Origin of the sequence: Candidatus Phytoplasma pruni (genome assembly GCF_013391955.1) — a bacterium.
Lineage (GTDB): Bacteria > Bacillota_I > Bacilli_A > Acholeplasmatales > Acholeplasmataceae > Phytoplasma.
Window position 1 is genome coordinate 20764 of sequence record NZ_JABUOH010000051.1, and the last position, 25631, is coordinate 46394.

The 25631-nt window shown below is 28.5% G+C and carries 23 protein-coding genes; 15 read left to right on the forward strand and 8 right to left on the reverse strand.

What is annotated here, in order from left to right; translation table 11 throughout:
* Positions 1-42: 42 nt before the first annotated feature.
* From pyrH to rpmB, 4 genes are all read left to right on the forward strand, one after another.
* Positions 43-759, forward strand: a complete 717-nt coding sequence (gene pyrH / locus HR065_RS02305) for a UMP kinase (RefSeq protein ID WP_178734293.1) — start codon at positions 43-45, stop codon at positions 757-759.
* 1 nt (position 760) lies between these two features.
* Positions 761-1315 carry a ribosome recycling factor gene (frr, locus tag HR065_RS02310; RefSeq protein WP_178734294.1) on the forward strand — a complete coding sequence of 185 codons (555 nt, stop codon included), beginning with the start codon at positions 761-763 and terminating at the stop codon, positions 1313-1315.
* A gap of 17 nt (positions 1316-1332) precedes the next feature.
* Positions 1333-2274 (forward strand): phosphatidate cytidylyltransferase, encoded by a 942-nt coding sequence (locus HR065_RS02315; RefSeq protein WP_244948343.1) that lies wholly within the window; start codon positions 1333-1335, stop codon positions 2272-2274.
* Positions 2275-2468: 194 nt separating this feature from the next.
* Positions 2469-2657 (forward strand): 50S ribosomal protein L28, encoded by a 189-nt coding sequence (rpmB, locus tag HR065_RS02320; protein WP_017191542.1) that lies wholly within the window; start codon positions 2469-2471, stop codon positions 2655-2657.
* A 211-nt stretch (positions 2658-2868) separates the two neighbouring features.
* On the opposite strand, the gene HR065_RS02325 is transcribed toward rpmB, so the two are convergent.
* The 6 genes from HR065_RS02325 to HR065_RS02350 all read right to left on the reverse strand — a co-directional run bounded on the left by HR065_RS02325 (position 2869) and on the right by HR065_RS02350 (position 6680).
* On the reverse strand, positions 2869-3372 hold the full coding sequence (locus HR065_RS02325) for a Panacea domain-containing protein (RefSeq protein ID WP_178734295.1): 504 nt from the start codon (positions 3370-3372) through the stop codon (positions 2869-2871).
* Positions 3373-3683: 311 nt separating this feature from the next.
* Complete coding sequence (locus HR065_RS02330; protein ID WP_178734296.1) at positions 3684-4355, reverse strand: hypothetical protein; 672 nt, start codon at positions 4353-4355, stop codon at positions 3684-3686.
* Between the two features lie 23 nt (positions 4356-4378).
* Positions 4379-4894 (reverse strand): Panacea domain-containing protein, encoded by a 516-nt coding sequence (locus tag HR065_RS02335; protein ID WP_178734297.1) that lies wholly within the window; start codon positions 4892-4894, stop codon positions 4379-4381.
* A 174-nt stretch (positions 4895-5068) separates the two neighbouring features.
* Entirely contained in the window at positions 5069-5518 is a 450-nt protein-coding gene (locus tag HR065_RS02340) for a Panacea domain-containing protein (RefSeq protein WP_178734298.1), read from the reverse strand.
* Positions 5519-5648: 130 nt separating this feature from the next.
* A complete protein-coding gene (locus HR065_RS02345; protein ID WP_178734299.1) occupies positions 5649-6173 on the reverse strand; it encodes a Panacea domain-containing protein in 525 nt (174 codons plus the stop codon).
* Between the two features lie 48 nt (positions 6174-6221).
* Positions 6222-6680, reverse strand: a complete 459-nt coding sequence (locus HR065_RS02350; RefSeq protein WP_178734300.1) for a Panacea domain-containing protein — start codon at positions 6678-6680, stop codon at positions 6222-6224.
* A gap of 158 nt (positions 6681-6838) precedes the next feature.
* Here HR065_RS02350 and HR065_RS02355 point away from each other — a divergent pair, with 158 nt between their 5' ends.
* On the forward strand, positions 6839-7468 hold the full coding sequence (locus HR065_RS02355) for an SAV1803-related protein (RefSeq protein WP_178734278.1): 630 nt from the start codon (positions 6839-6841) through the stop codon (positions 7466-7468).
* A gap of 29 nt (positions 7469-7497) precedes the next feature.
* Here the strand turns inward: HR065_RS02355 and HR065_RS02360 are convergent, their stop codons facing one another.
* Together HR065_RS02360 and HR065_RS02365 are read right to left on the reverse strand one after the other, a co-directional pair.
* Positions 7498-8220: a pseudouridine synthase gene (locus tag HR065_RS02360; protein WP_178734301.1), complete on the reverse strand. Its 723-nt coding sequence runs from the start codon at positions 8218-8220 to the stop codon at positions 7498-7500.
* Positions 8221-8374: 154 nt separating this feature from the next.
* Positions 8375-11239: a coiled-coil domain-containing protein gene (locus HR065_RS02365; protein WP_218644389.1), complete on the reverse strand. Its 2865-nt coding sequence runs from the start codon at positions 11237-11239 to the stop codon at positions 8375-8377.
* A gap of 449 nt (positions 11240-11688) precedes the next feature.
* On the opposite strand from HR065_RS02365, the gene ychF reads away from it, so the two are divergent.
* From ychF to HR065_RS02415, 10 genes are all read left to right on the forward strand, one after another.
* Positions 11689-12786 (forward strand): redox-regulated ATPase YchF, encoded by a 1098-nt coding sequence (gene ychF, locus HR065_RS02370; protein ID WP_178734303.1) that lies wholly within the window; start codon positions 11689-11691, stop codon positions 12784-12786.
* A gap of 79 nt (positions 12787-12865) precedes the next feature.
* A complete protein-coding gene (gene ileS, locus HR065_RS02375; protein ID WP_178734304.1) occupies positions 12866-15595 on the forward strand; it encodes an isoleucine--tRNA ligase in 2730 nt (909 codons plus the stop codon).
* Between the two features lie 2077 nt (positions 15596-17672).
* Positions 17673-18662, forward strand: coding sequence for a DUF2963 domain-containing protein (locus HR065_RS02380; RefSeq protein ID WP_178734305.1), 990 nt, complete (start codon positions 17673-17675; stop codon positions 18660-18662).
* 704 nt (positions 18663-19366) lie between these two features.
* Positions 19367-19831, forward strand: a complete 465-nt coding sequence (locus tag HR065_RS02385; protein WP_178734306.1) for a hypothetical protein — start codon at positions 19367-19369, stop codon at positions 19829-19831.
* Positions 19791-20627, forward strand: a complete 837-nt coding sequence (locus HR065_RS02390) for a hypothetical protein (RefSeq protein WP_178734307.1) — start codon at positions 19791-19793, stop codon at positions 20625-20627. Before HR065_RS02385 ends, HR065_RS02390 begins: the two co-directional genes overlap by 41 nt.
* A 221-nt stretch (positions 20628-20848) precedes the next feature.
* The gene (locus HR065_RS02395; protein WP_178734308.1) at positions 20849-21127 is read left to right on the forward strand and encodes a hypothetical protein; all 279 of its coding nucleotides are present in this window, start codon (positions 20849-20851) and stop codon (positions 21125-21127) included.
* Complete coding sequence (locus HR065_RS02400) at positions 21124-21684, forward strand: dehydroquinate synthase/iron-containing alcohol dehydrogenase family protein (protein ID WP_178734309.1); 561 nt, start codon at positions 21124-21126, stop codon at positions 21682-21684. Before HR065_RS02395 ends, HR065_RS02400 begins: the two co-directional genes overlap by 4 nt.
* 94 nt (positions 21685-21778) lie before the next feature.
* Complete coding sequence (locus HR065_RS02405) at positions 21779-23026, forward strand: zinc metalloprotease (RefSeq protein WP_178734310.1); 1248 nt, start codon at positions 21779-21781, stop codon at positions 23024-23026.
* Between the two features lie 15 nt (positions 23027-23041).
* The gene (locus HR065_RS02410; protein WP_178734311.1) at positions 23042-24289 is read left to right on the forward strand and encodes an FtsH/Yme1/Tma family ATP-dependent metallopeptidase; all 1248 of its coding nucleotides are present in this window, start codon (positions 23042-23044) and stop codon (positions 24287-24289) included.
* 81 nt (positions 24290-24370) lie between these two features.
* Positions 24371-25630, forward strand: a complete 1260-nt coding sequence (locus HR065_RS02415; RefSeq protein WP_178734279.1) for a hypothetical protein — start codon at positions 24371-24373, stop codon at positions 25628-25630.
* Position 25631 lies beyond the last annotated feature (1 nt).

A 25631-nucleotide genomic window follows, 5' to 3' on the forward strand; every position in this document is an offset into this window, starting at 1 on the left:
TCTAACTATAATAAAAAATAAAAAGTAGCAAAGGGGAATAAAATGTTTAAAAGAATTCTTTTAAAATTGAGCGGGGAAGCCTTAAAAGGAGACGATTTTAACATTAACCCACAAAAAGTTAAAAAAATTGCTGAAGAAATTAAAGAAATTAAAGACTTAGGTTTACAAATAGTTATTATTGTTGGTGCGGGAAATATCTGGCGCGGTCATATCGGTCAAGAATTAGGTATGGAACGTAGTCAATCAGACTATATGGGAATGTTAGGTACAATTATCAACTCTTTAGCTTTGCAAGACGCTTTGGTCAATTTAGATATTCAAACTAGGGTTATGACGGCTTTTCATGTGATTGCTGTGGCTGAACCTTACATCAAAGGTAAAGCATTGCGTCATTTAGATAAAGATCGTGTAGTTATTTTAGGCGCTGGGGTTGGTTCTCCTTACTTTTCCACTGATACCGCTGCTGCTTTAAGAGCGGCTGAATTAAATATCGACGTTATTTTAATGGCTAAAAACGGTATTGAAGGTGTTTATAATAAAGATCCTAAAAAACATAATGACGCTGTTTTAATTAAAAAAATAGAACATAAAGATGTTATCGCTCAAAGGTTAGATGTGATGGATATAACAGCCATTTCTTTATGTTGGGAAAATGGTATTGATATTTTTGTTTTTGATATGAACACCAAAGGTAATATCAAAAAAATCATTTTAAAAGAAAAAATAGGGACTATCATCACTTCTAAGGAGGAAAAATAAAATGCATGAAATGACACAAGAAATCTTAACAGATTTAAAACAAAAAATGAATAATTCTAAAGACTCAATGTTGACACAATTTTCCAACATTAGAACTGGGGTAGCTAACCCGAAAATATTAGATAAAATCACTATTAATTATTACGGTGCAGAAACGGTTTTAAAACATATTAGTATGATTTCTATCGTAGAAGGAAATCAAATCCATATTAAACCTTTTGACGCTACTTTAGTACCTAATATTAAAAAAGCTTTATTAGCTTCTGATTTAGGAATTACTCCTCAAACAGATGGTGTTTCGATTAAATTAGTTTTTCCTCAACCTACAGAAGAAAAAAGAAAACTTTTAACCAAAGAAGTAGAAAAAATTTCTGAACAAACGAAAGTTATAGTAAGAAATTTACGTCGTTCCGGCAATGATAAAGTTAAAAAATTAAAATTAGCGGAAGATGAAGAAAACGCTTTATTAAAACAAATTCAAGACTTAAATAATCATTTTATTAAACTTTTAGAAACAGAAACTGTTAAAAAAAATAAAGAATTATTAAAAATTTAAAAAGAGACGATAAAATTATGTCATCTAAAAAAATTTATATCGGATTAGGGATGCTTTTAGCTGCTTTATCTTTTTTTGGTTTTTTTCTTTGTATTGATCAGAACAAGGACAGCAATTCTTTTGCTTATATTAGTTTAGGAACGGCGCTTCTTTTTGTGTTTCATTCTTCTATAGAAATGTTAAAAGTTAATCATCAAGATAAAAAACCTTCCCGAAGACACATGATAATCGTTAGTTTATTCAGTGTTTTTCTTTTTTTCTCTTTATTAGCGGTTATTGTGAGTTCTTTTAAGGGCGAGGATAAAAGCATTATTGTTCCGGAAGATAAAACTTTTTTAATCAGTTGTTTATCCAGCTTTTCTCAATATACTTTATTTAGTTTATTCGGTTTGGCTTTCGCTTTGTTTTTATATTTTCTTTTTAACAATTCTTTTCGTACTCAACATTTAACTCATGTATTGTTAATTTTAGCTTATATTAGTGTTTTTAGTGCTTCTTTTTTAAGTTTAATATTAATAAGCTGCAAATGGTTTTTGTACTTGTTTTTAATCACTATTGCTAGTGATAGCTTCGCTTATTTTATTGGCAATTTATATGGCAAAAGACTTTTATTTCCTAGTGTGAGTCCCAAAAAAACTTGGGAAGGTTTTTTGGGCGGCATAGCGGCGACTACTTTGTTAGCTGTTTTATTTTATAGCAGTTATTTAGACAATTATCAAGCAATTATTTTTTTAGTGGTTTTCACTATTATAAATTCTATTATTGCTCAAATGGGCGATTTAATCGCTTCTAAATTTAAAAGAGATTACAAAATTAAAGATTTCAGCAACCTTTTACCCGGTCACGGTGGTCTATTAGATCGTTTTGATTCTATTTTATTTTTATCTTTTTTTATTGTTTTAATTTTATTAAGCCCTTTTTCTGAATATGTTGTCCAATATATGGCTTTTTTAAAATAAAGAAGTAAAAGAAATATTTACCTTACCCAAAGACTTCTTTTTCATAAAAGAAAAATAAAATGTTAATTTAGTTGGTATTTTGTTATAATAAAAGTAATTGAGAAACATTTTTTGCGATAGAAATATGATTTTTTATTATTGATCAGAAATGTTTTATATAATGTTTTTTTTAAGAAAGAAAGGTATCCTACATAATGAGTAAATGTTATTACACAGGGAAAACAACTGTTTTCGGAAATAAACGTAGTCACGCAATGAACGCTTCTAGAAGAACATGGAAAGCTAATTTGCAAAAGATTCGTATTATTGATGAAAAAGGCAAAGTTAAAAAAATTTATGTTTCTGCCCGCGCATTAAAAAAATTAAAAGTTGAAAGAGCTTAATTTATTTGAGTTCTTTATAAATTATTAATTATTAAAAAAGACTATTAACGAATAATAGTCTTTTTTTATTTATTGATTTATCTTGTGCTTAGACCTTATGAATGTAAGGTCTTTTTTCTTTTAATAAAGGTTTTTTTAATTTTAGCGAAATGTTGGAATCAAGAAATTCATAAATAGTTTTATTTGAAATTTCTTTTTTTACCATTAGCAATCAATCCTTATTTATCGGATAAGCTGAGTAATAGTTGTATAAGTGCTGATTATCGATAGGTTTGTTATGTAAGTAATCCAGATCGTTAAAGGAATATAACCAAGGATCTTCATTATGAGTTTGTTTGCTTAAATCAAAAGCAGTTCTGTTGCCATATAAATTAATCACCGCATCAATCGCTTGTTTAAGTTTTTGATATTCTGGGCCGAAAAGATGGTTTTTATTCCCTTCAGGGTGTTCTTTTAAAACACTATATTGAGCATCTTTGAATTTGAAATAAACTAAAGGGCAAACAGGACCATATTCCCACGCTTCAAAAGAATCATCCATTAAAGTCTTTAAATTATTTTGATTAGCGGAATTATCCACCAAATATTTGACAAAAGAATAAAATAATATTTTTTGTAATTTGGTGTTGGTCAAATCATTAATCTGTTTTTCTTCAAATTGATCGATAATATAATTGCTAATGTCTAAAACATCTAATTTAAGAAGATTTTTCATATCGCACGAACTCCCTTTTATATATTTTATTTTTTAATTATAATAGAAAAAGGACTTTTTGTCAATGCTTTTTCATATTTTTATATTATTTTAGTGATTTTGATGGGTGTTTTTTTAAACATTTAAAACGAGTTGATGAGAATTATTTATCTGCTTAACTGATAGGATGGTTCCGATAATGCGGTATTTTTGGAATTTCTTTCTATTTTTTAGCGAAAAAAACCATCATTATAGATGGCTTATTCATGTATTATTTATATTTATTTTATGGTTGAAAAAGGATTCAAAGAAGTGGTCTTGCTAAAATTTATTTATTTTGTTAAATTTTTTATTTCTTCGAATAAATCTTTAACTATTTCTGCGTTATCCAAATTTATACTTTTTTTATAGGAATCTATCGCCTTCAAAATAGTTTTTTGCATTTGAGCTCGCTGTTGTTTTGTATTAGTGTATTTTTTGTTAATATTTTTTTTAATTTCTGCGTGAAGAAATTTTTTAGAAATAAAATTTTTAAATTTTTTATAAATTAAAAAACTTACTTTATTGGAAACGGTATTTTCAGAATCTAAGAAATGATATCTGTCATAACCAATGGGAAATAAAACGCCATCAATAATATGAAACAACAATCTTCCTTTATCTTTTATTTTTATTTTATGAATTTTCAATTCTTGTTCTGTTGTCATTTCAAGAGATTTCTTCGTTTCTTTATCGAAATATGTTTGTTCCTCATCATTCATAATAAATTGTTTAATCAATTCTTGAGGTTGTTGAAATATGCGATAATTAAAAGCTTTTTTAATATCTTTTTTTTGAAGTTGTTCCCATTCCTTTCCATTAATTTTGTTTTGAATAATTTCTATTTGTAAAAAAATATCAAAAACAACTTCTGAAGGAAAATTGTCAAAAGCAAATTCTCCTTTTTCTAAAAAATAATCTTTATCAATTTTAAAACTGTTTTTATTTTGTTGTTTTGTTATCATTTTGCTAAACCTTTTGTGAAAATTTACAATTTATTTATTTTGTAATATTCATAAATATGATCTCGTTCTATTATTCTTTCTTCGAAACGTTGATTCAGGCGCCAAGCATTAATCCAAGGGTCTTCGCTATGAGTTTTATCTGTCAATTCAATGCCAGTTTTTTTTCCATATTTTGCTAATATATAATCGATAGAGTCTTTCCCTATTATTTGATTAGTATTGATATATGCATTGATATGTTCCTTGTTGATCGGTTTACCTTGATTGCCTCTGAATAAAAAATAAAGAGTTGGAATAACGGGTCCATAAGGCCAAGCTTCAATGGAATAGTCAAATAAGGTTTTTTTGTTTTTGTGTTGAACTAAATAATGAGCATAACTATAAAAAATTAATTTTTGTAGTTTTAAATTAGTTATATCGTTTATTTCTTGTTTTTGCGCTTGATGGATTAAATAATAGGACATATTTATCAAATTATCTTTTGCTTTGAATAAACCGTCTAAGAACTTCATTTCAAATTTATAATTAACTATTGCCATTTGATCTCTCCTTTTTGCCTTATTTAATTATATATCACAGCGAATTAAAAAACATACACCTTTAAAGAATTGAATATTGGTATGTTTCAAATTGCTAAAATATTTATTAATTAATTCTATTATAAAACAAAAAAACAAAATGTCAATACTTTTTAACTATTTCATACGTATATATTATAATTTATTTTTGCGAAGGTAAAATTTACTAATAGTGATATCTTCAATTGGAGTTTCTCTGCCTTTTGCAAAAGCATCTTGCCAAGGGGCTTCAAAATGGGTTCTATCTGATAATTCTTGACCATTTAAAGGACCGTATTTTTCCATAATATAATCGATGGCTTTTTTATATGATCCTTGAATCTTTTCAACGTTGCCTTTTTGAGTTTTACGACGGATGTTTTCATAAGAATAATCCTTAAAAATGTGATATAAAGGCGGATAAACTGGCCCCCATTTCCAAGCTTGAATAATTTCGCCTATTAAAGGTTTTTTATAAGTAGTTAAATGTTTGGCATGAGAGTAATAAATTAATTTATGTAATTTCATATGAGTCATTTTAAATTCTGTTTCTTCTAAAATATAATCCGCTACGTCAAAAACATTGATTTTTATATCATTTTTCATTTGACAGGAATCCTCCTTATTTAATTATATAATTATATATTATAATATTATTAATCCTATTTACTTTAAAGGAATTACTTCTTATCATCATTAGGTTAAAAAAATTTAATAATGATTTTGCCACTCATTATTAAAGTTCGTTTTCTTGTTGAGAATAATATTGATAAATTTTATCAGGATGAATCATTTTATTCGCAAAAAGAGGATTTAAATCAAAAACTTCAAACCAAGGATCTTCTGATTGGGTTTTCTCCATTAAAGCGTAAGGATCCATAGCTCCATATTTATCCAATATATATTTTATTTCTTCCCTTCCTTCTATTTGTTGTGAATCAGAACCAGAAGTGTTTGTAAGATCAATAACATCGTTACCAAAAACACGAAAAGTGAAATATAAATTAGGAATAACTGGACCGTAAGACCAGGCTTCAATATGATCGTCAAATAAAACTTTTTTATGGACTGCTAAATAACGAGCATAAGTGTAAAACATTAGTTTTTGGAGTTTGAGATTAGTTAAATCTTGGATACCTTTTTGGCGTGCTTGTTTGATTAAATAGAAAGATAATTGAATTAAAGGAGTTTGTTTGGTTTTATCATATAATGTTTTGGTAAATTCATCGTTGATAAACTGTTGAGAAAGGGTTGTTTTCATTATTTCTCCTTTCTTTTATTATTGTCTTTTATTACTGATTAATCTAAATTATAATTTATTTTTTCTGACGTAATATTTTTTCATAGCTTCGTCGCTGATGGAAAAATTAAGTCCTTTGTCAATAGCCTCACGCCATGGTTGTTCAAAATGAGTTTTATTGGTTAACCTTTGTCCGTCCCAATGACCGTATTTTTCAATGATATAATCAATAGAATTTTTGACTTTACCTTTGATTTTGGTAAAATCACCTTTTTTAGTTTTTTGTTTTATCGCTTCAAAAGTAAAATCTTCGAAAATAGGATAAAGTTCTGGAAAAACGGGTCCATGAGCCCAATCTTGAATTTCAGCATCAGTTAAAATTTCTTTGTGTTTTACCAGATGCCTTACATGAGCGTAATAAATTAATTTATGTAATTTCATATGAGTCATTTTAAATTCTGTTTCTTCTAAAATATAATCCGCGACATCAAAAACATTGATAAGATCATCTTTTTGCCTTTTTGCCATTTTAGCGCACTCCTTGGGAAATTTATTATTATATATTATAATAATATTTCCCCACTTTTGAACCTTTTTTTTAAAAATATTTATTATTTAGGTATGATTTGTTATATTATAATAAGAAAGACATTTCAAAAAGATCACCCAGAAAGGAACCAAAGACTATGCCGGACACTAAAAAACCTTTGCCTTATAACCCTTTTAAAATCCATCATCATTCTACTTATTACGAAATCTTGTTAGAAATGACATACGAAGAAATATGCCATTTTTTAAAATTGCAGCATGGTCCAGTACCTAAAAGTTATTTCACTCACGCCCATTGTTTAACTAAAACACCTGGTATCACAAGAGCTAAAAAAGAAGGCTTATTTATCCATCATATAGACGAAAGTAAAGCCCCTTTACTTTCTGATCCTCAACAAGCCTCACAAAACCCTTTTGCATACCAACAAGCCGATAGATTAGTGTATTGCAACCTCTTAGAACATTTAATACTGCATACTAAATTATTATACGAATTTAACCAAGGTAAAGAAGGGATAACAGCTTTTTTAATACCGGAATTAAACACAATTTATAGTGGTAATAAATTTCCTCAAGCATGGAAAAATGGTCCTGTCACAGCAATCGTAAAACCGTGGGAAAAAGCTTATTTTCAAACTCTTACCCAATTAAAAGAATACGGTTATCAAATGGTCTTACCGCCTTTAGAAACAGTTAAAAACCTTAAAAAAGTGGCTTTTTATCAAAAATTACAACAATTAGGTTTAGCTTTAGTGTTAAAGCCGTAATATACTCTTGTTTCTTTTATCCCCTTTTATCAATCCTCTCTTAATAATTGTTTAACTTCCTTTTTAGTTAAAGAACGGTACTTTCCTTTAGGGAGATGATCTAAGGTCAGAAAATCATATCTATAACGCTTTAATTTTAAAACTTCAAAACCCATTTCTTCCATCATTTTTCTAATTTGACGGTTTTTCCCTTCCGTAATAGTGATCGATAACCAAGTCGAAGGTAAAGGTTTTTTGGTTTGTTTTAAAAGATGGACTTCTTGAGGAATAGATAAATAATTATGATCAATCATAATCCCTTTTGTTAACTTTTTTAATTCTGAGGAAGTTAAAAAATGGTTGATTTGGACATGATACTCTTTAGGAACTAAAGAAGAAGGATGAGTTAATTTTTGGGTTAATGCACCGTCATTAGTAATAATCAATAAACCTTCTGTTTTGAAATCCAGTCTACCAACAGGATAAAGTCTTTGTTGATGCTCTTCTTTAATTAAATCAAGCACAATAGGTCTTTTTTTATCATCTTGGACACTAGTGATATAACCACTAGGTTTATGGAGTAAAAAATAAAGATATGAGGCTTTTTGAATAGGTTTATCATCTACTAAAATAACATCTTGGGGAGATACTTTAGTACCTAAGGTAGTCACTATCTTGCCGTTAACTTTCACTCTTTTAGCTAAAATTAATAATTCGGCTTTTCTTCTCGAAGCGATATTAGAGTTAGCTAAAATTTTTTGTATTCTTTCCATTGTATAAACCTACTTTTTTTATTTTCTTTTTTTTAATCTCTTAGTATCTTAAATTATAAATAATTTTTCTTTAAATGATTGATTTTAATCTTTACTTTTGCAATAAAAAGAGGAACTTAATGAAAAGTTCCTCTTTTAGGGTTAATATTGAAAGTTAATTGGTTGGTTGTTGAGCTGCAGGGTTTTTAATAAATTCAATGAATAATTGATCAAATTTATTAAAAGCTTCTGTTTGTTGTTCTTGATTTAAATTTTGAAAAGTTTGATTATCTTGTCCAGTAATGTCTTTAATGACTTGATCTATTTTGTCTTGATAATAAAAGGTTTTTTCTTGATTGCCTATTTTTTGAGTTACTTTATATTTATCAAAAACATAGTTTTCTTTAGGACTACCGTAAGGAATGACTTCTAAAAGACCTTTGGCACCTATGATTTTGGTGGTTTTTTCTTGGTTTGGTTCTTTTGTGTCTTCTTTGGCTTCTATATATTCTAATTGAGGATATTGTGATAGATCCACTATAGTTCCGTCTCTTTTTCTTGTTTCGTATCTGTCGATTGTCTGTTCAATAACCTCGCCACCATCGGCTTTATTTACTATAGCGTCATAAACAATATCTTTGGTAAAGGTGATGTTGTCAATATATTCTTGTGATAAATGAGGATCACGTGGAGAAAAAGGGTTAAATCTGCCAACAACTTCTAAAGCGAAAAAACCTTCTCTTTTGATTTCTTTATAATATATTTGATTTTGCAATCCTTTTCCTTTTTCAGAAGTTAAATCAGAAAGTTGATAGTCTAATTTTGGCTCTGTTGGAAAACCATGTTGAGTAATTTCGCCTTGTTGTATTACTCTGTATTCCATATTTCCTGTTTGAGGATTTCTGACTGGCATAATAGTATCTCGTTCTTTAATGGTTGGTTTTAGATAATAAGGGATTTTGGAATTTAAAAGGATGTAATTATCGATGTTAAAATCGTTTAATTTGCCAGGTAAAGTATAATGTCCCAAAGTGTTGATAACACGATCCACATGATAAGGAAATTCGGCTTTAAATAAGATAGGTAGATCGAAAGTTTCTTCTTTTTTATATTTATCTTCTATTGCTTGTTTTTCTTGGGCTTGTCTTGTTTCTCTTCTTGTGGCTGCATTTGCGTTAAAATCTTGAAGATCTTTTATCTCTTGGTCGTATTTTTCTTCTAGTTTTTCTCTTAAACTATTATATTCGTTCACTAATTCTTGAACTTTATTTTGAAATTCTGTTCTTGTTTGGTTTTTTTTGCTTTCTTCTTCATTTTCATATCGCTTTAAAACTTCTTGATATGTTTTTTCGTTTTGGTCCAAGTTTTCTTGAAGTTTCACCAATTTAGGAATATATTGACCTATTAGATTTTTTTTATCTTGTGGATACGATGCCATTCTATTAGGTAAATTTTCTAAATATTGCATCCTTTGCTTATATGTTCTTTGACTTATTATATTGTTTGTTAGTTGTCGATTTAGGTCGGCTCTTGTTAGTGTTGCACTTAGTGCTGCTTTCTCCATTTCCTTATATTCTTTTTCTAATGCCTCCAATTTATCCTTATATTGATTTTGCATACTTTGATAAGTGGTTCTGTTAAACTCTGATTGCGCGGTTAACATATCATTTTTTAATTGTTGATCCAGGCGTTTTTTCTCCATTTCCAGAGCTTGTTTTTTTTGTTCATATTGATCGGTTATGGTTTTTAATGCTGCCTTTAATGTATCGCCTTTGTCGAGCTCTTCTTGTAAAAGGGTTTTTTTACATTTCGTAGTTGTCGTTTTGCTTGAAGAGAAAAGCCCACCTTTTTTTATCACAACTTTATCTTTAACCCATTCATATTCAAGCTCTTCCAATTTGCTTGCTTTTTCTTGTGTTTTATTTGTTATTGTTGTTTGATTAGCTTTTATTTGATTTGTTTCAGCTGTTTTTTCTTTGTCATGCTTCGTCTTCAAAGCACTCAAAGCATTTGTGCGCAGAGTATCTGTTGTTGGTGTACTGGTTTTATATATTTGATATTTTCTTTTGCTTGGATCAGCATTATTATATAAAAATAATTTAGTATCGTAATATTTTCCGAATTCGTCGTAAATAAATTTATCTATTTTGTCTTTTGCTTGTTTTAAAACTTCTTTAGCTTGATTTAATTCGTTCAGGAGTTCTGTGCATCCATCATAAGTGCTATAAGATGAATCACGAGCAGCATCATATGTTTTTTCCGCCTTTCGGACAATCTTTTTCTGTTCTTCAAATGCTGTTTTCACCTGTTGATATCTTTCAAATAAGTCTTGATTGTCTGCAAACAACAATAAATAAGGGTCTAAGATAACATCTCTTTTAAATTCTACATATTCAGTAATATCTTCCTTTTTAGGGTTCCCATCGGGGCCTTTTTTTGGTTTAGTGAATTTAACAAAGTTGTCTAATTCTACGCGGAAAGGATAAGCTGTACTTGTCGTTTTTTCTTCTTCTTCTTTTTGGTATATAATATCAAAAGAACGTCCTTCGGGATTGCGTTCTGAATATAATTTAACTGGTTCTGTACTATCATTAAAATAAAAATCAAATTCAGGCGTTAAACTGCCATCATCGTTTAAAGCGTATAAATAATTAACAACTCTGTTCAAGCTGTAACCACTAGCACTTGTATGGCGTTCTTCCCCTTCTTTTTGGGCTTGATCTATGATGGATGGATAATGCATCAATATTTCTCTTGCTTGTGCATCTGTATAACGTACACCTTTTTTAAAAAGAACGGGTGTATCGACAGTAATCATTTTATCATATATTCTCTTTTTTTCCTTATATATAGGCACCGATTCTAAATTATACTTCTCTTCTATAATCTTTGCCCATAAGGATTTATACATTTTACCATAATCAAAATCAGGCGGAGCTTGTAATTTAAACACTGATTCTACCGTAGCTTCATTTCTTGGCAAAACTCCTAAAGCGAAAACCAAAGGTAATAAGAAATAAAAGAAAACCAAGACAGACAAAAAGAAAAGCCCTTTAGAGATATTTTTAAATTTTTTATTTTTCAAAAGTTTCATTTTATCACAACTTTTTTTGTAATTAAAAAAAAGATTATTCTTTTTTTTAATTAACGAATTTTTCTTATAAGAACTAAATTTTTAAAAAAGTAAGGAGAAGACAGTTTTTAAAAAAAAAGCGAGTAATTGATATTCTAGCATTTCTATAATTATCTCAATTATAACATAATTAAGGCCCTAATGTCAATCTTTTCTCTTCATAAAGCTCCTCTTTTGGCCTTTTATCCCTTTAAGGTTCAATAAATCAAAAAAAAATAAACAAATTTGATATAATTATTTATATTAAATATCATCTTTTATAATCTTTTTTTTATGTTTTTTTTAAAAAAAAGATGATAAAGAATGCATGATAAATATTTAATAAATCTTACTCAACTACAAGGTGAATATAAATTATGAAAGTAGGAATTGTAGGTTTACCCAATGTTGGTAAATCAACTTTATTTAATGTTTTAACTAATATGAATATTTTAGAAGCGAATTATCCTTTCGCCACTATAGATCCTAATGTTGGTATTGTTCCTATCCAAGACCAACGTTTAAACCATTTAGCCAGTATTTTCCAATCTCAAAAAATTATTCCCACCCAAATTGAATTTATCGATATTGCTGGTTTGGTCGAAGGAGCTTCGAAAGGAGAAGGTTTAGGTAATAAATTTTTAGGTCATATCCGTAATGTAGATACTATTTGTCATGTTGTCAAATGTTTCGAAGACCCTAATATTATGCATGTTAGAGACTATATTAACCCGATTGAGGAAAGTAATATTATTGAAACAGAATTAATTTTATCTGATTTAGAACAAATAGAAAAGCGTTTAGCCAAAATAAATAAACAAAAAAAGGCTAAAAACGATAAAGAGACTTTACAAGAACAAGAATTATTAACCAGAATTAAAGAACATTTAGAAAACGAAAAACCCGTCACGGAACTACAGTTCACTCCTGAAGAACAATTAATTATTAAAAATTTTAATTTATTGTCTTTAAAACCAATGATGTATATTGGTAATTTTCATGAAAAAGATTTAAAAGATTTAGACCAGAACCCTTTTTACCAAGATATGCAAAAATACAGTCAAAACAAACACCGCCAATTCGTCCCTCTTTCTATTTTATTAGAAAAAGAATTAGCCGGTTTAGAGGAAGAAGACCGTCAATCTTTCTTACAAGAGTATAATTTAAAAGAATCCGCCCTCCAAAACGTGATTCAACAAAGTTATCAATTATTAGGTTTAGAAACCTATTTCACGACCGGAAAAGACGAAACCAAAGCTTGGTCTTTTGTAAAAGGTTCCACCGCTCCCCAATGTGCTCGTTTAATCCATACCGATTTTGAACGTGGTTTCATTAGAGCCGAAGTTTATAATTATCAAGATATCCAAACCTTAAATTCTTTAACTAAAATTAAAGAAAACGGTAAATTAAGACTAGAAGGTAAGAATTACTTAGTCCAAGACGGAGATATCATTGTTTTTCATTTCAATGTTTAAAAGGGAGATTATCCTGATTCAAGCAAGAATTAAACCAAAAAAATATATATAAAGAAAAATAAAGGAGAAATAAGCCATTATGAAGACAGATTACAAAAATACTTTATTAATGCCTCAAACAGATTTTCCTATGAGAGGTAATTTAAGCCAAAAAGAAGTAGAAATAGAAAAACATTGGGAAGAGATCGATTTATACCAAGAAGTGTTAAAACAAAACGCTAATAATCCTCATTTTATTCTTCACGATGGACCTCCTTACGCTAACGGAGAGATCCATATCGGTCACGCTTTAAATAAAATTTTAAAAGATTTTGTCGTCCGTTTTCATACTATGCAAGGCTTTTATTCCCCTTTTGTTCCGGGCTGGGATACTCACGGCTTACCTATTGAAATCGCGGTTTTAAAGAAATTTTCCCAAGATAGACATACTCATAGAACGGAATTTCTTCAAGAATGCGAAAGATTCGCTTTATCTTTTGTAGAGAAACAAAAGAAGAACTTTAAAAGGTTAGGTATTTTAGGGAACTGGAACGAGCCTTATATTACTTTAAATAATACTTATGTCGCGGATCAAGTACGTGTTTTAGGTAAAATGGTAGAAAAAAAATTAATTTTTAAAAATTTAAAACCTATATATTGGTCTCCTTATTTACAGTCTTCTTTAGCGGAATCAGAAATTATTTATCAAGAACACCGTTCTTTATCTATTTTCGCTTGTTTTAAAATTAAGGAGAAGCCTGAATGGCAAGATGTTAATTTATTGATATGGACCACTACTCCTTGGACTTTACCTGCTAATGTCGCTATTTGTGTCCATCCCAAAAAAAACTATCATTTAGTAGAAGTTAACAACCAAAAATATATCGTAGGAGCTAATGTTTTAGAGAAGTTAAAGGAAAAATTTAACTGGCAAAAGGTAGTTATTTTAGATACTTTCCTAGGCGATACTTTAGAAAATATCACTTATGAAAATGTGGTTTTCCAACGCCAAGGTAAAATAGTCTTAGATACTTATGTTTTAGATAATGAAGGTACTGGTTTAGTTCATACTGCTACCGGACATGGTTATGATGACTTTTTAGTTGGTAAAAGGTATAATTTAGATGTTATTTGTAGTGTCGATAAAAAAGGTTTAATGACGGAGATAGCGGGACCTTTTAAAGGTGTTTTCTACTCTAAAGCGAACGAATTAATCGCGGAGGAATTAGATAAACAAGGTCTTTTAGTCAAATCAGAATGGATCACTCACTCCTATCCTCATGATGAACGTATCAAAAAACCCGTTATTTTCTTAGCGGTAGAACAATGGTTTTTAGATATTAACCAAATTAAACCCCAAATTTTAGCCGAAATAGAAAAAATAGATTGGTTCCCTCAATGGGGACAAAAAAAGATGACCCATATGATTACGAACCGTAATGATTGGGTGATTAGTCGCCAAAGAATGTGGGGTGTACCGATTCCTATTTTTTACGCTGAAGATGAATTGCCTATTTTAGAGGCTGATTTAATTAACCATATCGCTGATTTATTCGAAAAACACGGGAAAGAGATTTGGTACCAATGGGACACCAAAGATTTATTACCACCTGGTTATACTAATAAAAGAAGCCCTAACCATCGTTTTACCAAAGAAAAAGATGTGGTGGATGTTTGGTTTGATTCTGGTACTTCTTATAATGTTGTTAACCGTTTATCACCAGATTTTTTACCGGCTAATGTTTATTTAGAAGGTTCGGATCAATATAGAGGTTGGTTCAATTCTTCTTTAACTACTTCTATCGCTGCTTACGGCAAAGCTCCTTACCAACAAGTAGTGACTCATGGTTTTATTTTAGACGGTAAAGGCGTTAAAATGAGTAAATCATTGAATAATGTGGTGGATCCTTTAACTATTATTAAACAAAAAGGAGCCGATGTTTTAAGGTTATGGGTTTCTAGTATTAGTTATAACGCTGATGTTAGGTTAGATAACGCTATTGTTCAACAAATTGAAGAAAAGTACCGTAAAATCAGAAATACTTTACGTTTTATGTTAGGTAATTTACATGATTTTAATCCTCAAACTAATTATATCGGTTTTGAAAAAAGATCCGCTATTCATCAAGCGATAGTGTTAGAATTTAAAGAGATTTTCTTACAGGCGATTGAATATTACGAAACATATGATTTTGAAAAAATTATGAGTTTATTATATCCTTTCATTTCTGTCCGTATTAGCGCTTTTTATTTAGATTTCACTAAAGATGTTTTATACATTGAAAAAGCGAATAATGAAGAAAGACGGGTTATTCAATCCACTATTTATGATCTGTTAATTGATTTATTGAAACTATTAACCCCGATTATTCCTCATACAACTTCAGAAGCTTATAAAGCTTTACCTTTCCAAAAGAAAAAAGACATTTATTTAGAAAAAATGCCGACTAAACAAGAATTAACGGCTTTTGTGCAAAAACATTATTCTGAGGCTTTAAAAGAAGCTTATAAAAACTTCTTTAATTTAAGAGAAGTGGTGATGAAACACTTAGAAGAAGCGCGTCAAAATAAATTTATCAATAAATCTTTACAAGCTAAATTGGTCCTTCATTTGCCTAAAACAGATGTTGATTCTTTGGTTGTTTTAGATGTTAAAGACCAATTGAACCAATTATTCATTGTTTCTCAAGTGGAGCTCCATGAAGCGCCAGAAGTAAAAGTTGTCGTTCAACAGGCGTCAGGTTCTACTTGTCCTAGATGTTGGAATGTCGTAGACAACAAAAAAGAAGAAGATTTATGTCAGCGTTGTTCCCGAATAGTGGTGGAATAATAATAAATCACAAGGGCGATTGATAGGTTTAAAAGGTTAATGGGCATTATAATATCAAACATAAATGATGTTGGTTAAAATTAACCTTTTTCAGGTCTTTTTATAAAAAATCAATCAATAAGGGGCAATATATTGAGACGATGTATATAAACGATTTTCTCAATAATCATTTCGCAAACGCAAACAAGTTTTCTTTTTTAAGCATTTTTACATGAAATAATTTTAATTTTATTGTATAATTAAATTAGTCATTCTTTATGATTCTTCTTCTGATGGTGGAAGTTGGAGATTTAAAGTGTGATGTAATTATGATAGTAATATCTTATTTTTACCTTTCGGCACAAATATAAATTAAAAAAAGAGACCGCTGCTACGGTCTCTTTTTTCTTACCATGAAATGATAATGGTAATTTTAAAAAATTTAATTATGATAATCATAATCCCATCTCCTTTCGGTACAAATATAAAATAGTTTAATGTCTTTTCGGACAAAAAGGAGACTTTTTAATTATAACAAAAAAATTAACCTTTTTAAGGTCTTTTTAGTGAAAATAAAACAATAAGGGACCCAAATATTGAGGCAATTTATATAAACAATTTTCTCAATAATTTTACAACAACGGGAAAAATTTTCTTTTTTACTCATTTTTACATGAAATCATTTTAATTTTATTGTATAATGAAATTAGTCATTCTTTATGATTCTTCTTCTGATGGTGGAAATTGAAGAAATAAAGTGTGATGAAATTATTATAGTCATATTTTCTTTTGACCTTTCAACACAAAATAATAAAAAAAGAGACCGTTGCATCGGTCTCTTTTTTCTTACCATGATATAATAATGGTCATTTTAAAAAATTTAATAATTACAGTCATATTTTCTTTTGACCTTTCAACACAAAAATAAAAAAATAAAATAGTTTAATGTCATTTTGGACAAAAAGGAGGTCATTTAATTATATCAAAAAAAATTAACCTTTTTCAGGTCTTTTTAGTGAAAATAAATCAATAATAACCAAATATTTAGGAAAATAATATAGATTATTGCCTACATAATGATTGTGCCAAATAAACAATTTTTCTTTTTTACTCATTTTTACATGAAATAATTTTAATTTTATTGTATAATGAAATTAGTCATTCTTTATTGTTCTTCTTCTGATGATGGAAATTGAATAAATAAAGTGTGATAAAATTGTAATCATAATAATCATATATGATCTCTTCCTTTCAAAAAAAGTTATAAAAACAAAAAGAGACCGATGCGACGGTCTCTTTTGTATTACCATGATAAAATAATGGTAATTTTACAAATTTGAATAATAATAATCATTGAAAAATCTCCTTCCTTGTAAAAAAGTTATACAATAGTTTATTGTCGTTTCGGACAAAAAGGAGACTTTTTAATTATATCAAAAAAATTAACCTTTTTCAGGTCTTTTTATAAAAAATAAATCAATAAGAACCAAATGTGTAGAAAAGCGATTTACATTATTGTCTAAATAAGAATTGCGCCAAATAAAAAAATTTTTATTTTTTTAATCATTTTTACATGAAATAATTTTAATTTTATTGTATAATTAAATTAGTCATTCTTTATTATTCTTCTTCTGATGGTGGAAATTGAAGAAATAAAGTGTGATGTAATTATGATAGTCATATCTCATTTTTGCCTTTCAAAACAATACAATTCAATAAAAAGAGACCGTTCCAGCGGTCTCTTTTTATTACCATGATATAATAATTGTAATTTTACAAAATTTGATAAAAATATACATTTAAAATTCTCCTTTCTCAACTGTTCTAAAATGGTGTAATGTCGTTTTAGAATCAAAAAGGAGAATTTTTCATTATATTAAAAAAACACAAACCTCAGTTAAAAGAGACCTATTTAAAGGTCTCTTTTTTTATTACCATATCGCAATAAAGAAAAGATAAAACCACCTTTTTATGACTCAATTATTTATGCGGGAATATATTTTATGCCAAAAAATACTCCCAAAGATTGCAAAAAAAAACGTATAATGAAATCATATAGACGAGAAGAAAAAAAGGAAAAGGCAACCAATTTAATCTTATGATGAAACAAATCAAGCAATTTATGGCAAATAAATCTCAAAAATATTTAATCATTATGATAACTTTAATATTACTAGGATTGATCTTATTAGGAGGCGTGATTTTTGGGGTTCATTATTTAATAAGCAAACCAGGCAAAAAAATAGACTATACCCCAAAAGAGCCTATTTATCAATTATCTTCTCCTGATAACACTATGGAGAAAACGAAAGACGATAAAGGCGAACCTATTATTATTGAATATAACTCAGACAAACAAAAGATCAAAACAAGTAGTTTTTATCAAAATGGTCAAATCAGTAATACTGACGAATATAACCCTGAAACAGGTCATAAAATTAAAAGTACCATTTATAACCTTGACGGAAGTATTTACCATTCTTACTTAAATAGCGAAGATGAAAACAAGGAATGGATTAAGAATAAAGAATCAGAAATGCAACAACAAATAGCAGAAAAGGACAAAGTAGAGAAAGATGAAAGAGAGCGAAAAAGAATAGCCCAAATTGATGATGATTTAGAGAATAAAAAAGAAGTAGAAGTGTATGATTATACAATTAAATCGATTAACGAATTCAAAAGACTTATCGATCTTCAACGGAAAATAGATAATAATATTTTTACGATTAAGTCATTATTAAACAGGTTAAACTTTGAAGATAAAATGCAACGAATCGAAGCGGGTTTGCCGAGCGGGGGAAATTTTTTTCAAAAGGAAAAAGAATATGTAACACAACTGCAAAATTCTTTACAAGCGATTTTTTTTCCTGAAATGCCTCAAAAAATAGACAACTCCGATGATCCTAAATATTGGACTAAAAATAGATTCAATCGCCGTCGCCGTACCATCGCTTATCATGAAGAAAGAATAAAACAATTAAAAGAATATGAAAATCAATTAAAAGATGTGGAACCTCAATTAAAAGAATACGAATCTCGTGTCAACCAATTGAAAAATGAACTTCCCGAACCCGAAGGGAAAAAATAGCCTGCTTGCCATTTCTTTAAGGGGATGAAATTATCGAAATTAAAGTAGGGAGAATTAGTTTTGAAATAAATGATCGCAATCATTGATCAAAAAATACAGATGAGCTAAATTTAAAGCAAAAACGGAACCTGTTCTCAAAAAAAATTAAAAGACATAAAGATCACTCTTTTTCTCCCACTTTAGACCATAATATATAAGAGCATTGTCGCCAAAAGATAATAAAAATAAGCTCTTAAAAAGCAAAAAAGGCCTTATTGCAGCCTTTTTTTAATTTTTGTGTTAATATTTTTAAATATTGTTGTATAATATAATTATTCATTCTTTGCATTTTTTTACAGTGTAGAGTGTGATGAAATAATAATGGTCTTTTTGAAAAACATTTTTAAAAACCATTTTTTTCTCCTTTCATGTTCGATATACACTTTAATGTGGAGTCGAACGCAACATAAAAAGATATTAATCCAATGAAAAAAAGATTAATATTGTCCAAAGTTTTTATGACGGAATATCTTCTTACAAACTTACAATAGTATTATATCCGTCATAATAAACAGCAGCTCAAACGAAAAAAAAGACTCTCTTGGAGGGTCTTTTTTTTATCTCCCAAACAGTTGCTTTTGAAATTGATTTGTTATATAATGTGGATAATATCAGAAGTAAGATAATTTTTTCGTTAAAAACTTAAAAAAGAAAAAGAGCAGCCAATGGAAAGAAAAAAAGTAATTTCATTAAAAGATAAAATAGATTATCTTTATCAAGTTGATTATTTGCACAAACATCTCGCCACCTATAAAAAGAAAGGGAAATTCCCTACAAAAGATTATTTTCAATATTTTGAAAAACAACAAGAAAAGTTGAAAAAATTAATCCAAGAACAAGGGTTTTACACTAAACAAGATTGGCAAAATTTACAAAACAATCATCAAAAAGATCCTACCTTTCCAACAGAAACATGCCAAAATGTGATTCAAAATTTTGATCATCTTTCCTTGGATGAATTATTGACTCCTTTAGTTTTTAATTTAAAAAATATTTCTCTTCCAGATTATCTCACGCCACAAAATAAACCCTTAGATCAAACCACTACAAACATGGTTCAATACGTTCACACGCTGTATTTAGTCTTAAATGAATTTAACAACTACCAAAAAACAAGGCTTTTATTTTGATAGTCAAATCAAAAGTTTTGAAAAATATCAAAAAAAATTACAAACCATGACGGAAAAACATGGTTTTTATGGTAAAACAGAGTTTCAAAATTTAGAAAAAAACTTACAAGCGATTAATTTAAAAAAAGATTTTTTCGGCAATTACGTTCATGAAGCAATCCAAACTATTATCGATCAATTATATTTTATTTCCGTGGAAATATTAATTATCCCTCTAGTGAAACCGTTAACTTACCGCTTTGTCACGATTTATCATGAAGCAGGACACGCGATTATGGACTTATTTTCTCAATATTGGGAATTCAAGAGTATTAAAATACATCCCACAGGTGGGGGTTATTGTAGTTATATTAGTAAAACCAAAGGCACATTAAAGCCGCAACAAAAAATAACTAAAATTAAAGAATTAATGGCTTCTTCTTATGGCGGTTTAGTGGCTGAAGAATGGTTGCAAAAACAATATCATCAAATCAAACCCCAAGCTAGTACTGGTGATTTGAATTTGGTCAAAAACGGCGCTTTACAATTGTTATATTATCGTGAATTTAAAAAATTTAAAGTTAAAATCAGAGTTAAAGATTTTAAAATTAGGTTTTGGAAGCAACTGACTCAAGACCAAAAAGAATATATAGAACAAGTTGAAAAAGAGGCTTATCAAAAAGCCGTAGAAATCATCAAAGAAAAAGAATTTTTATTAAATATGATTTATGAGATATACATTCAAAACAATAAACCTTCGCTCACTAAAGCTAAATTATTAAAAGAATTAGCCAAACATAATATAACGATTGAGTGATAAAAAGATCCCCCAAGAGGATCTTTTTTTTATACTATAAACTTATTTTTTTGTGTTATAATGAATGAAACCGTGTTATAAAAATCTTACTATATCACTTATATTCTGGCTGAAAAAAATTTAGACGGTTTTTTAAAGGAGAGTGGTTGAAATGGACATTTATGACATTTTGCGATATATAAAAAAAGATAGACAAAATTTAATTAAAATAAAGGAGTTTTATGGTTAATAAAACATGTTTAAATTTTAAAAATTTATTTAAACTCGTTGTGATGACTTTACTTTTACCTCTTTTTTTATTCTTTTCTACTAAAACGCATCTCCACGCTATGATGATGGAAATGGAAGCGCCGTTCTCTTTAGAAGAAGAATCTTTATTAGTTGATAAACCTTATCAAGATGATGGTCAACTTCCTTATTGGACGCCACAAAGACCTTCTTATGAAAATAAAGACCTTCTTATGAAAATAATGATGATTGGCAACCTTCATCCGGCATGACGGATGGCTTATGGGATGAAGAATATTATTTGTACAATAAAAACACTCGTTTAGATAATAAAACAGCAGAAGAACAATTAATGGAAGCTTTGCTAAAAGCGTTGGAAGAGTCCGGTCAATTAGATGAATTTTTATATTATGTCAAAAAATTCGGTTTAAAAGCTGCTTTAGAACATTTAAGTGAATTATTCCCTCAAGTTTTACAACGTTTAGAAAAATCAGGTTTTTTACCACTTTTAGAACTGGTATTAAATAAATTATATTCCCTAGAAACTTTAGAAAAATTAGGCAATGCTTTAATCGACATGTTACAAAAATTAGGCAGAACCGCGCAAGCCGAAGAATTAAAACGTTTATTAAAGGAAGGTGTGTTGACAAAAGAGGACAAAGAAGAAACTTTTGCTCAAGTTTTAGAAGAAGCGTTAGGAAGAAAAGGACCTAGACCAAAAGGTGAACCAAGATGGCCTAACGCAAACACAAGAAAAGATAAAGGTACGCCTTATTCAGATAAAAAGAAATTAAAAATACTTTTAAAAAACAATTCAAAAAATTATTAACAACATGTTTTAAATAAAAAAATATTTTGGACATAATTGAATTTCAAAATAGACTTGCAAATGAAAAAACTCAAAATAAAAAAGAGGGACAAGTATGGAAAAAACAAGAGATATAAAATTAGAAAATACAAGAGCGTTTTTTCTTGTCCTTCCTTATTTATTGTATTGGTTCGCCCATTATAAAGAAAATTATTGGTTCATCAACTTACAACACCTTCAACTGTTTGAAGAATACCAAGCTAAATTGAAAAAATTAATCCAAGAAAAAGGTCCTTATTCTAAACAAGATTTTGAATATTTAAAACAAAATACCAAAAATTATTATGAAAGAACCAAAATTCAAAAAGTTATTCAAAGTTGTGAAGATTTCACAGTGGAAGAATTATTAACTCCGTTGGTTGTTAATTTAAATGATGTTGATATCAAGGATTATTTAACATCAGAAAAACCAATCGATAAAGAGGTTCAAGACATGATTCGTTATGCTAAAACGTTGTCTATAACCTCAAATGAATATGATAAATACCAAAAACAAGGTTTTTTTGATCAAAATGATTTTAAAATATTTAAAACATATCAAAAAAAATTACAACAAATAACTAAAAAACAAGGTTTTTTAAGTAAAAAAGATTTTCAAAATTTAGAAAAAACCTTGCAAAATGTTAATTTAAAAAAAGATATTTTCAGCCATTACATTATAAAAGTAATTGCCGACGTTATTAGAAAATGGGATGATTTTGATATTGAAACATTAATCATCCCTATAGAAAAACCGTTTACTCACTATGAAAAAACTCTCTATCATGAAACAGGACACGCTATAATAGCTTTATTTGCTCAATATTTAAATTTGAAGTACATAAGAGTTTATCCTAACGGAGGAGGATATTGTGAATTCGTCTATCCGTTCGAAGGGCGATTAACAACAAAACAAAAAATTGAAAAAATTAAAGAAAAAATGGTGTTTGATTATGGCGGTTTAGTGGCTGAAGAATGGCTGCAAAAACAATATCACCAAATCAAACCCCAAGCTAGTTCTGGTGATTTAAAATTCTTAAGAGAAGGTGCTTTAAAATTATTATATTATCAAGAATATAAAAAAATAAAAGAAAATATCAAAACTAAAGATTTTAAAATTAGGTCTTGGAAACAACTGACTAAGGAACAAACAGGCTATATAGAACAAGTAGAAAAAGAAGCTTATCAAACAGCCGTAGAAATCATCAAAGAAAAAGCCTTTTTAATGCCGCTAATTCATGATATTTACATAAATAATAATAAACCATTTCTTACTAAAGAGGAATTGTTAAAAGGATTGGAAAAACATAATATAAATATTTAAAAAGGCAAAAAAAATATGGAAAAAACAACAGATATAAAATTAGACAACACAAGAGCGTTTGCTCTTGTCCTTCCTTATTTATTGTATTGGTTCACCCATTATAAAGAAAATTATTGGTTTAACCACACAGATCACCTTCAACTGTTTGAAGAATACCAAGCTAAACTGAAAAAATTAATTCAAGAAAAAGGACCTTATTCAAAACAAGATTTTGAATATTTAAAACAAAATACCAAAAATCATTATGAAAGAACTAAAATTCAAAAAATTATTCAAAGTTGTGAAGATTTCACAGTGGAAGAATTATTAACTCCGTTGATTGTTAATTTAAATGATGTTGATATCAATGAATATTTAACATCAGAAAAACCACTTGATAAAGAGGTTCAAGAAAAGATTCGTTATACTCAAATATTGTATATTGTCTCCAATGAATTCGATAAATACCAAAAACAAAGCTTTTTTTATCAAAAGGCTTTTAAAATGTTTCAAAAATATCAAAAAAAATTACAACAAATAACTAAAAAAAATGGTTTTTTAAGTAAAAAAGATTTTCAAAATTTAGAAAAAAACTTACAAAATGTTAATTTAAAAAAAGATATTTTCAGCCGTTACATTATGAAAGTGCTCAATCAAGTTATTGAAAAAGGGAATGATTTTGATATTGAAGAATTAATCATCCCTATTGAAAAACCTCTTATGCAGTCTGTAATAACTATTTATCATGAAGCGGGACATGCTATAATAGCTTTGTTTGCTCAATATTTAGATTTTAAACACATAAGAGCTTATCCTAACGGAGGAGGATACTGTAGTTGGACCTATTCGTTCCAAGTTCCATCAACAACAAAACAAAAAGTTGAAAAAATCAAAGAAAACATGGCTTTATCTTATGGCGGTTTAGTGGGCGAGGAATGGTTAAAAAAAAAATATCATCAAATCAAACCCAAAGCTAGTTCTGGCGATCTGAAATCCATTAGAAACAGAGCTTTACGATTATTATATTATCGTGAATATAATCAATTTAAAGAAGAAATCAAAGCTAAAGATTTTAACATTAAAACTTTTGCCTCTTTAAATAAGGAGCAAAAAGAATATATAGAAAAAGTTGAAAAAGAGGCTTATCAAAAAGCTGTAGAAATAATCAAAGAAAAAGCCTTTTTATTGCCACTAATTCATGATATTTACGTAAAAAATAACAAACCATTTCTTACTAAAGATGAATTGTTAAAAGGATTGGAAAAACATAATATAAATATTTAAAAAGGTTTTTTTCGAATAAAGCGCTACAAAATTGTAGACTAAATATTATATAACTTATAAGAAAGAGAACAACTGTTTAAAATGGAAAATAACAAACAAATTGATTTAGAAAAAATAATGGATTATACATATATTCTTCATAGTTTATCTGTCACATTAAAAATTTATAAAGGAGAGGGAGTTTTTAGAAATGATGCAGATTTCGAAAATCACCAAAAAGACCAAAAAACACTACAAAATCTTCGCAAAGAACAAAAACATTACACTAAAAAAGAATTTCAATTACTGAAAAAAAAATATAGGTTTTGGAACTACGAATCGGATATAAACTATGTGATTAGATATTATGATATCATTTGTATTGAAGAATTATTGACCCCACTGCCATTTAATTTTCATAATATCGATATTAATGATTATTTGGTTCTGAAAAACCCTCTGGAAGCGGATACGCGAGAAATGATTAAATACACGCAAGCGCTTTATATTGTTTTTGTTGAATTGGAAAAATACCAACAACAAGGTTTATTTTATCACGAAGATTTCGATCTTTTAGAAAAATATCGTATTAAATTGGCTCAATTAACAAGCCAACAAGGTTTTTATAATAAAGAAGATTTTGAACAATTAAAAGATCATTTAATTAAAAACGGATTAAAAAGAGATTTTTTTGGCAATTATATTTTCAAAAATATCCAACATATTGTTGATCATTTTGACCTTTTTTCTATTAAAGAAGTTATAAAACCTGTTCATAACCCTATTATGAAAAGATTCACTTCCACACATCATGAAGCGGGGCACGCGATAATCGCTTTATCCTCTAAATATTGGGACTTATGGAGAATAGTTGTTTTTGAAACAGGAGGGGGAGGGTGTGACTATTTTTCCACGAAAATGGGTGAGTTAACTGCAAAACAAAAAGTTGAAAAAATAAAAGAATTAATGGCTTTTTATTATGGCGGCTTAGTGGGCGAAGAGTGGTTGCAAACACAATATCATCAAATAAAGCCTCAAGCGAGTCCTAGTGATTTGGCCACTGTTAGAAAAAAAGCTTTAGAATTGTTGTATTTTAATGAATATAATAAATTTAAAGAAAATATCACAGCTAAAGATTTGAATCTTAAAACGTTTAGATATTTATCAATTCAACAAAAAGAATATATTGCAAAAGTTGAAAAAGAAGCTTATCAAAAAGCCGTAGAAATCATCAAAGACAAAGAATTTTTAATACCTACGATTTATGAAATTTATACCCAGAAAAAACAATATTTTCTGACTAAAGACGAATTATTGGAAGAATTAAAAAAGAGAAATATAGAATTGAACTTGCCCAACTAAA

Bases quoted from the DNA above. Each gene is read 5' to 3' on its own strand.
- HR065_RS02390 (WP_178734307.1), top strand. From the start codon at position 19,791: ATGAATTTAACAACTACCAAAAAACAAGGCTTTTATTTTGATAGTCAA.
- frr (WP_178734294.1), top strand. From the start codon at position 761: ATGCATGAAATGACACAAGAAATCTTAACAGATTTAAAACAAAAAATG.
- HR065_RS02405 (WP_178734310.1), top strand. From the start codon at position 21,779: ATGGAAAAAACAAGAGATATAAAATTAGAAAATACAAGAGCGTTTTTT.
- HR065_RS02330 (WP_178734296.1), bottom strand. From the start codon at position 4,355: ATGATAACAAAACAACAAAATAAAAACAGTTTTAAAATTGATAAAGAT.
- HR065_RS02335 (WP_178734297.1), bottom strand. From the start codon at position 4,894: ATGGCAATAGTTAATTATAAATTTGAAATGAAGTTCTTAGACGGTTTA.
- pyrH (WP_178734293.1), top strand. From the start codon at position 43: ATGTTTAAAAGAATTCTTTTAAAATTGAGCGGGGAAGCCTTAAAAGGA.
- HR065_RS02350 (WP_178734300.1), bottom strand. From the start codon at position 6,680: ATGGCAAAAAGGCAAAAAGATGATCTTATCAATGTTTTTGATGTCGCG.
- HR065_RS02355 (WP_178734278.1), top strand. From the start codon at position 6,839: ATGCCGGACACTAAAAAACCTTTGCCTTATAACCCTTTTAAAATCCAT.
- ychF (WP_178734303.1), top strand. From the start codon at position 11,689: ATGAAAGTAGGAATTGTAGGTTTACCCAATGTTGGTAAATCAACTTTA.
- HR065_RS02385 (WP_178734306.1), top strand. From the start codon at position 19,367: ATGGAAAGAAAAAAAGTAATTTCATTAAAAGATAAAATAGATTATCTT.
- HR065_RS02325 (WP_178734295.1), bottom strand. From the start codon at position 3,372: ATGAAAAATCTTCTTAAATTAGATGTTTTAGACATTAGCAATTATATT.
- rpmB (WP_017191542.1), top strand. From the start codon at position 2,469: ATGAGTAAATGTTATTACACAGGGAAAACAACTGTTTTCGGAAATAAA.
- HR065_RS02340 (WP_178734298.1), bottom strand. From the start codon at position 5,518: ATGAAAAATGATATAAAAATCAATGTTTTTGACGTAGCGGATTATATT.
- HR065_RS02415 (WP_178734279.1), top strand. From the start codon at position 24,371: ATGGAAAATAACAAACAAATTGATTTAGAAAAAATAATGGATTATACA.
- HR065_RS02360 (WP_178734301.1), bottom strand. From the start codon at position 8,220: ATGGAAAGAATACAAAAAATTTTAGCTAACTCTAATATCGCTTCGAGA.
- HR065_RS02410 (WP_178734311.1), top strand. From the start codon at position 23,042: ATGGAAAAAACAACAGATATAAAATTAGACAACACAAGAGCGTTTGCT.
- ileS (WP_178734304.1), top strand. From the start codon at position 12,866: ATGAAGACAGATTACAAAAATACTTTATTAATGCCTCAAACAGATTTT.
- HR065_RS02380 (WP_178734305.1), top strand. From the start codon at position 17,673: ATGATGAAACAAATCAAGCAATTTATGGCAAATAAATCTCAAAAATAT.
- HR065_RS02345 (WP_178734299.1), bottom strand. From the start codon at position 6,173: ATGAAAACAACCCTTTCTCAACAGTTTATCAACGATGAATTTACCAAA.
- HR065_RS02395 (WP_178734308.1), top strand. From the start codon at position 20,849: ATGGTTAATAAAACATGTTTAAATTTTAAAAATTTATTTAAACTCGTT.
- HR065_RS02400 (WP_178734309.1), top strand. From the start codon at position 21,124: ATGACGGATGGCTTATGGGATGAAGAATATTATTTGTACAATAAAAAC.
- HR065_RS02315 (WP_244948343.1), top strand. From the start codon at position 1,333: ATGTCATCTAAAAAAATTTATATCGGATTAGGGATGCTTTTAGCTGCT.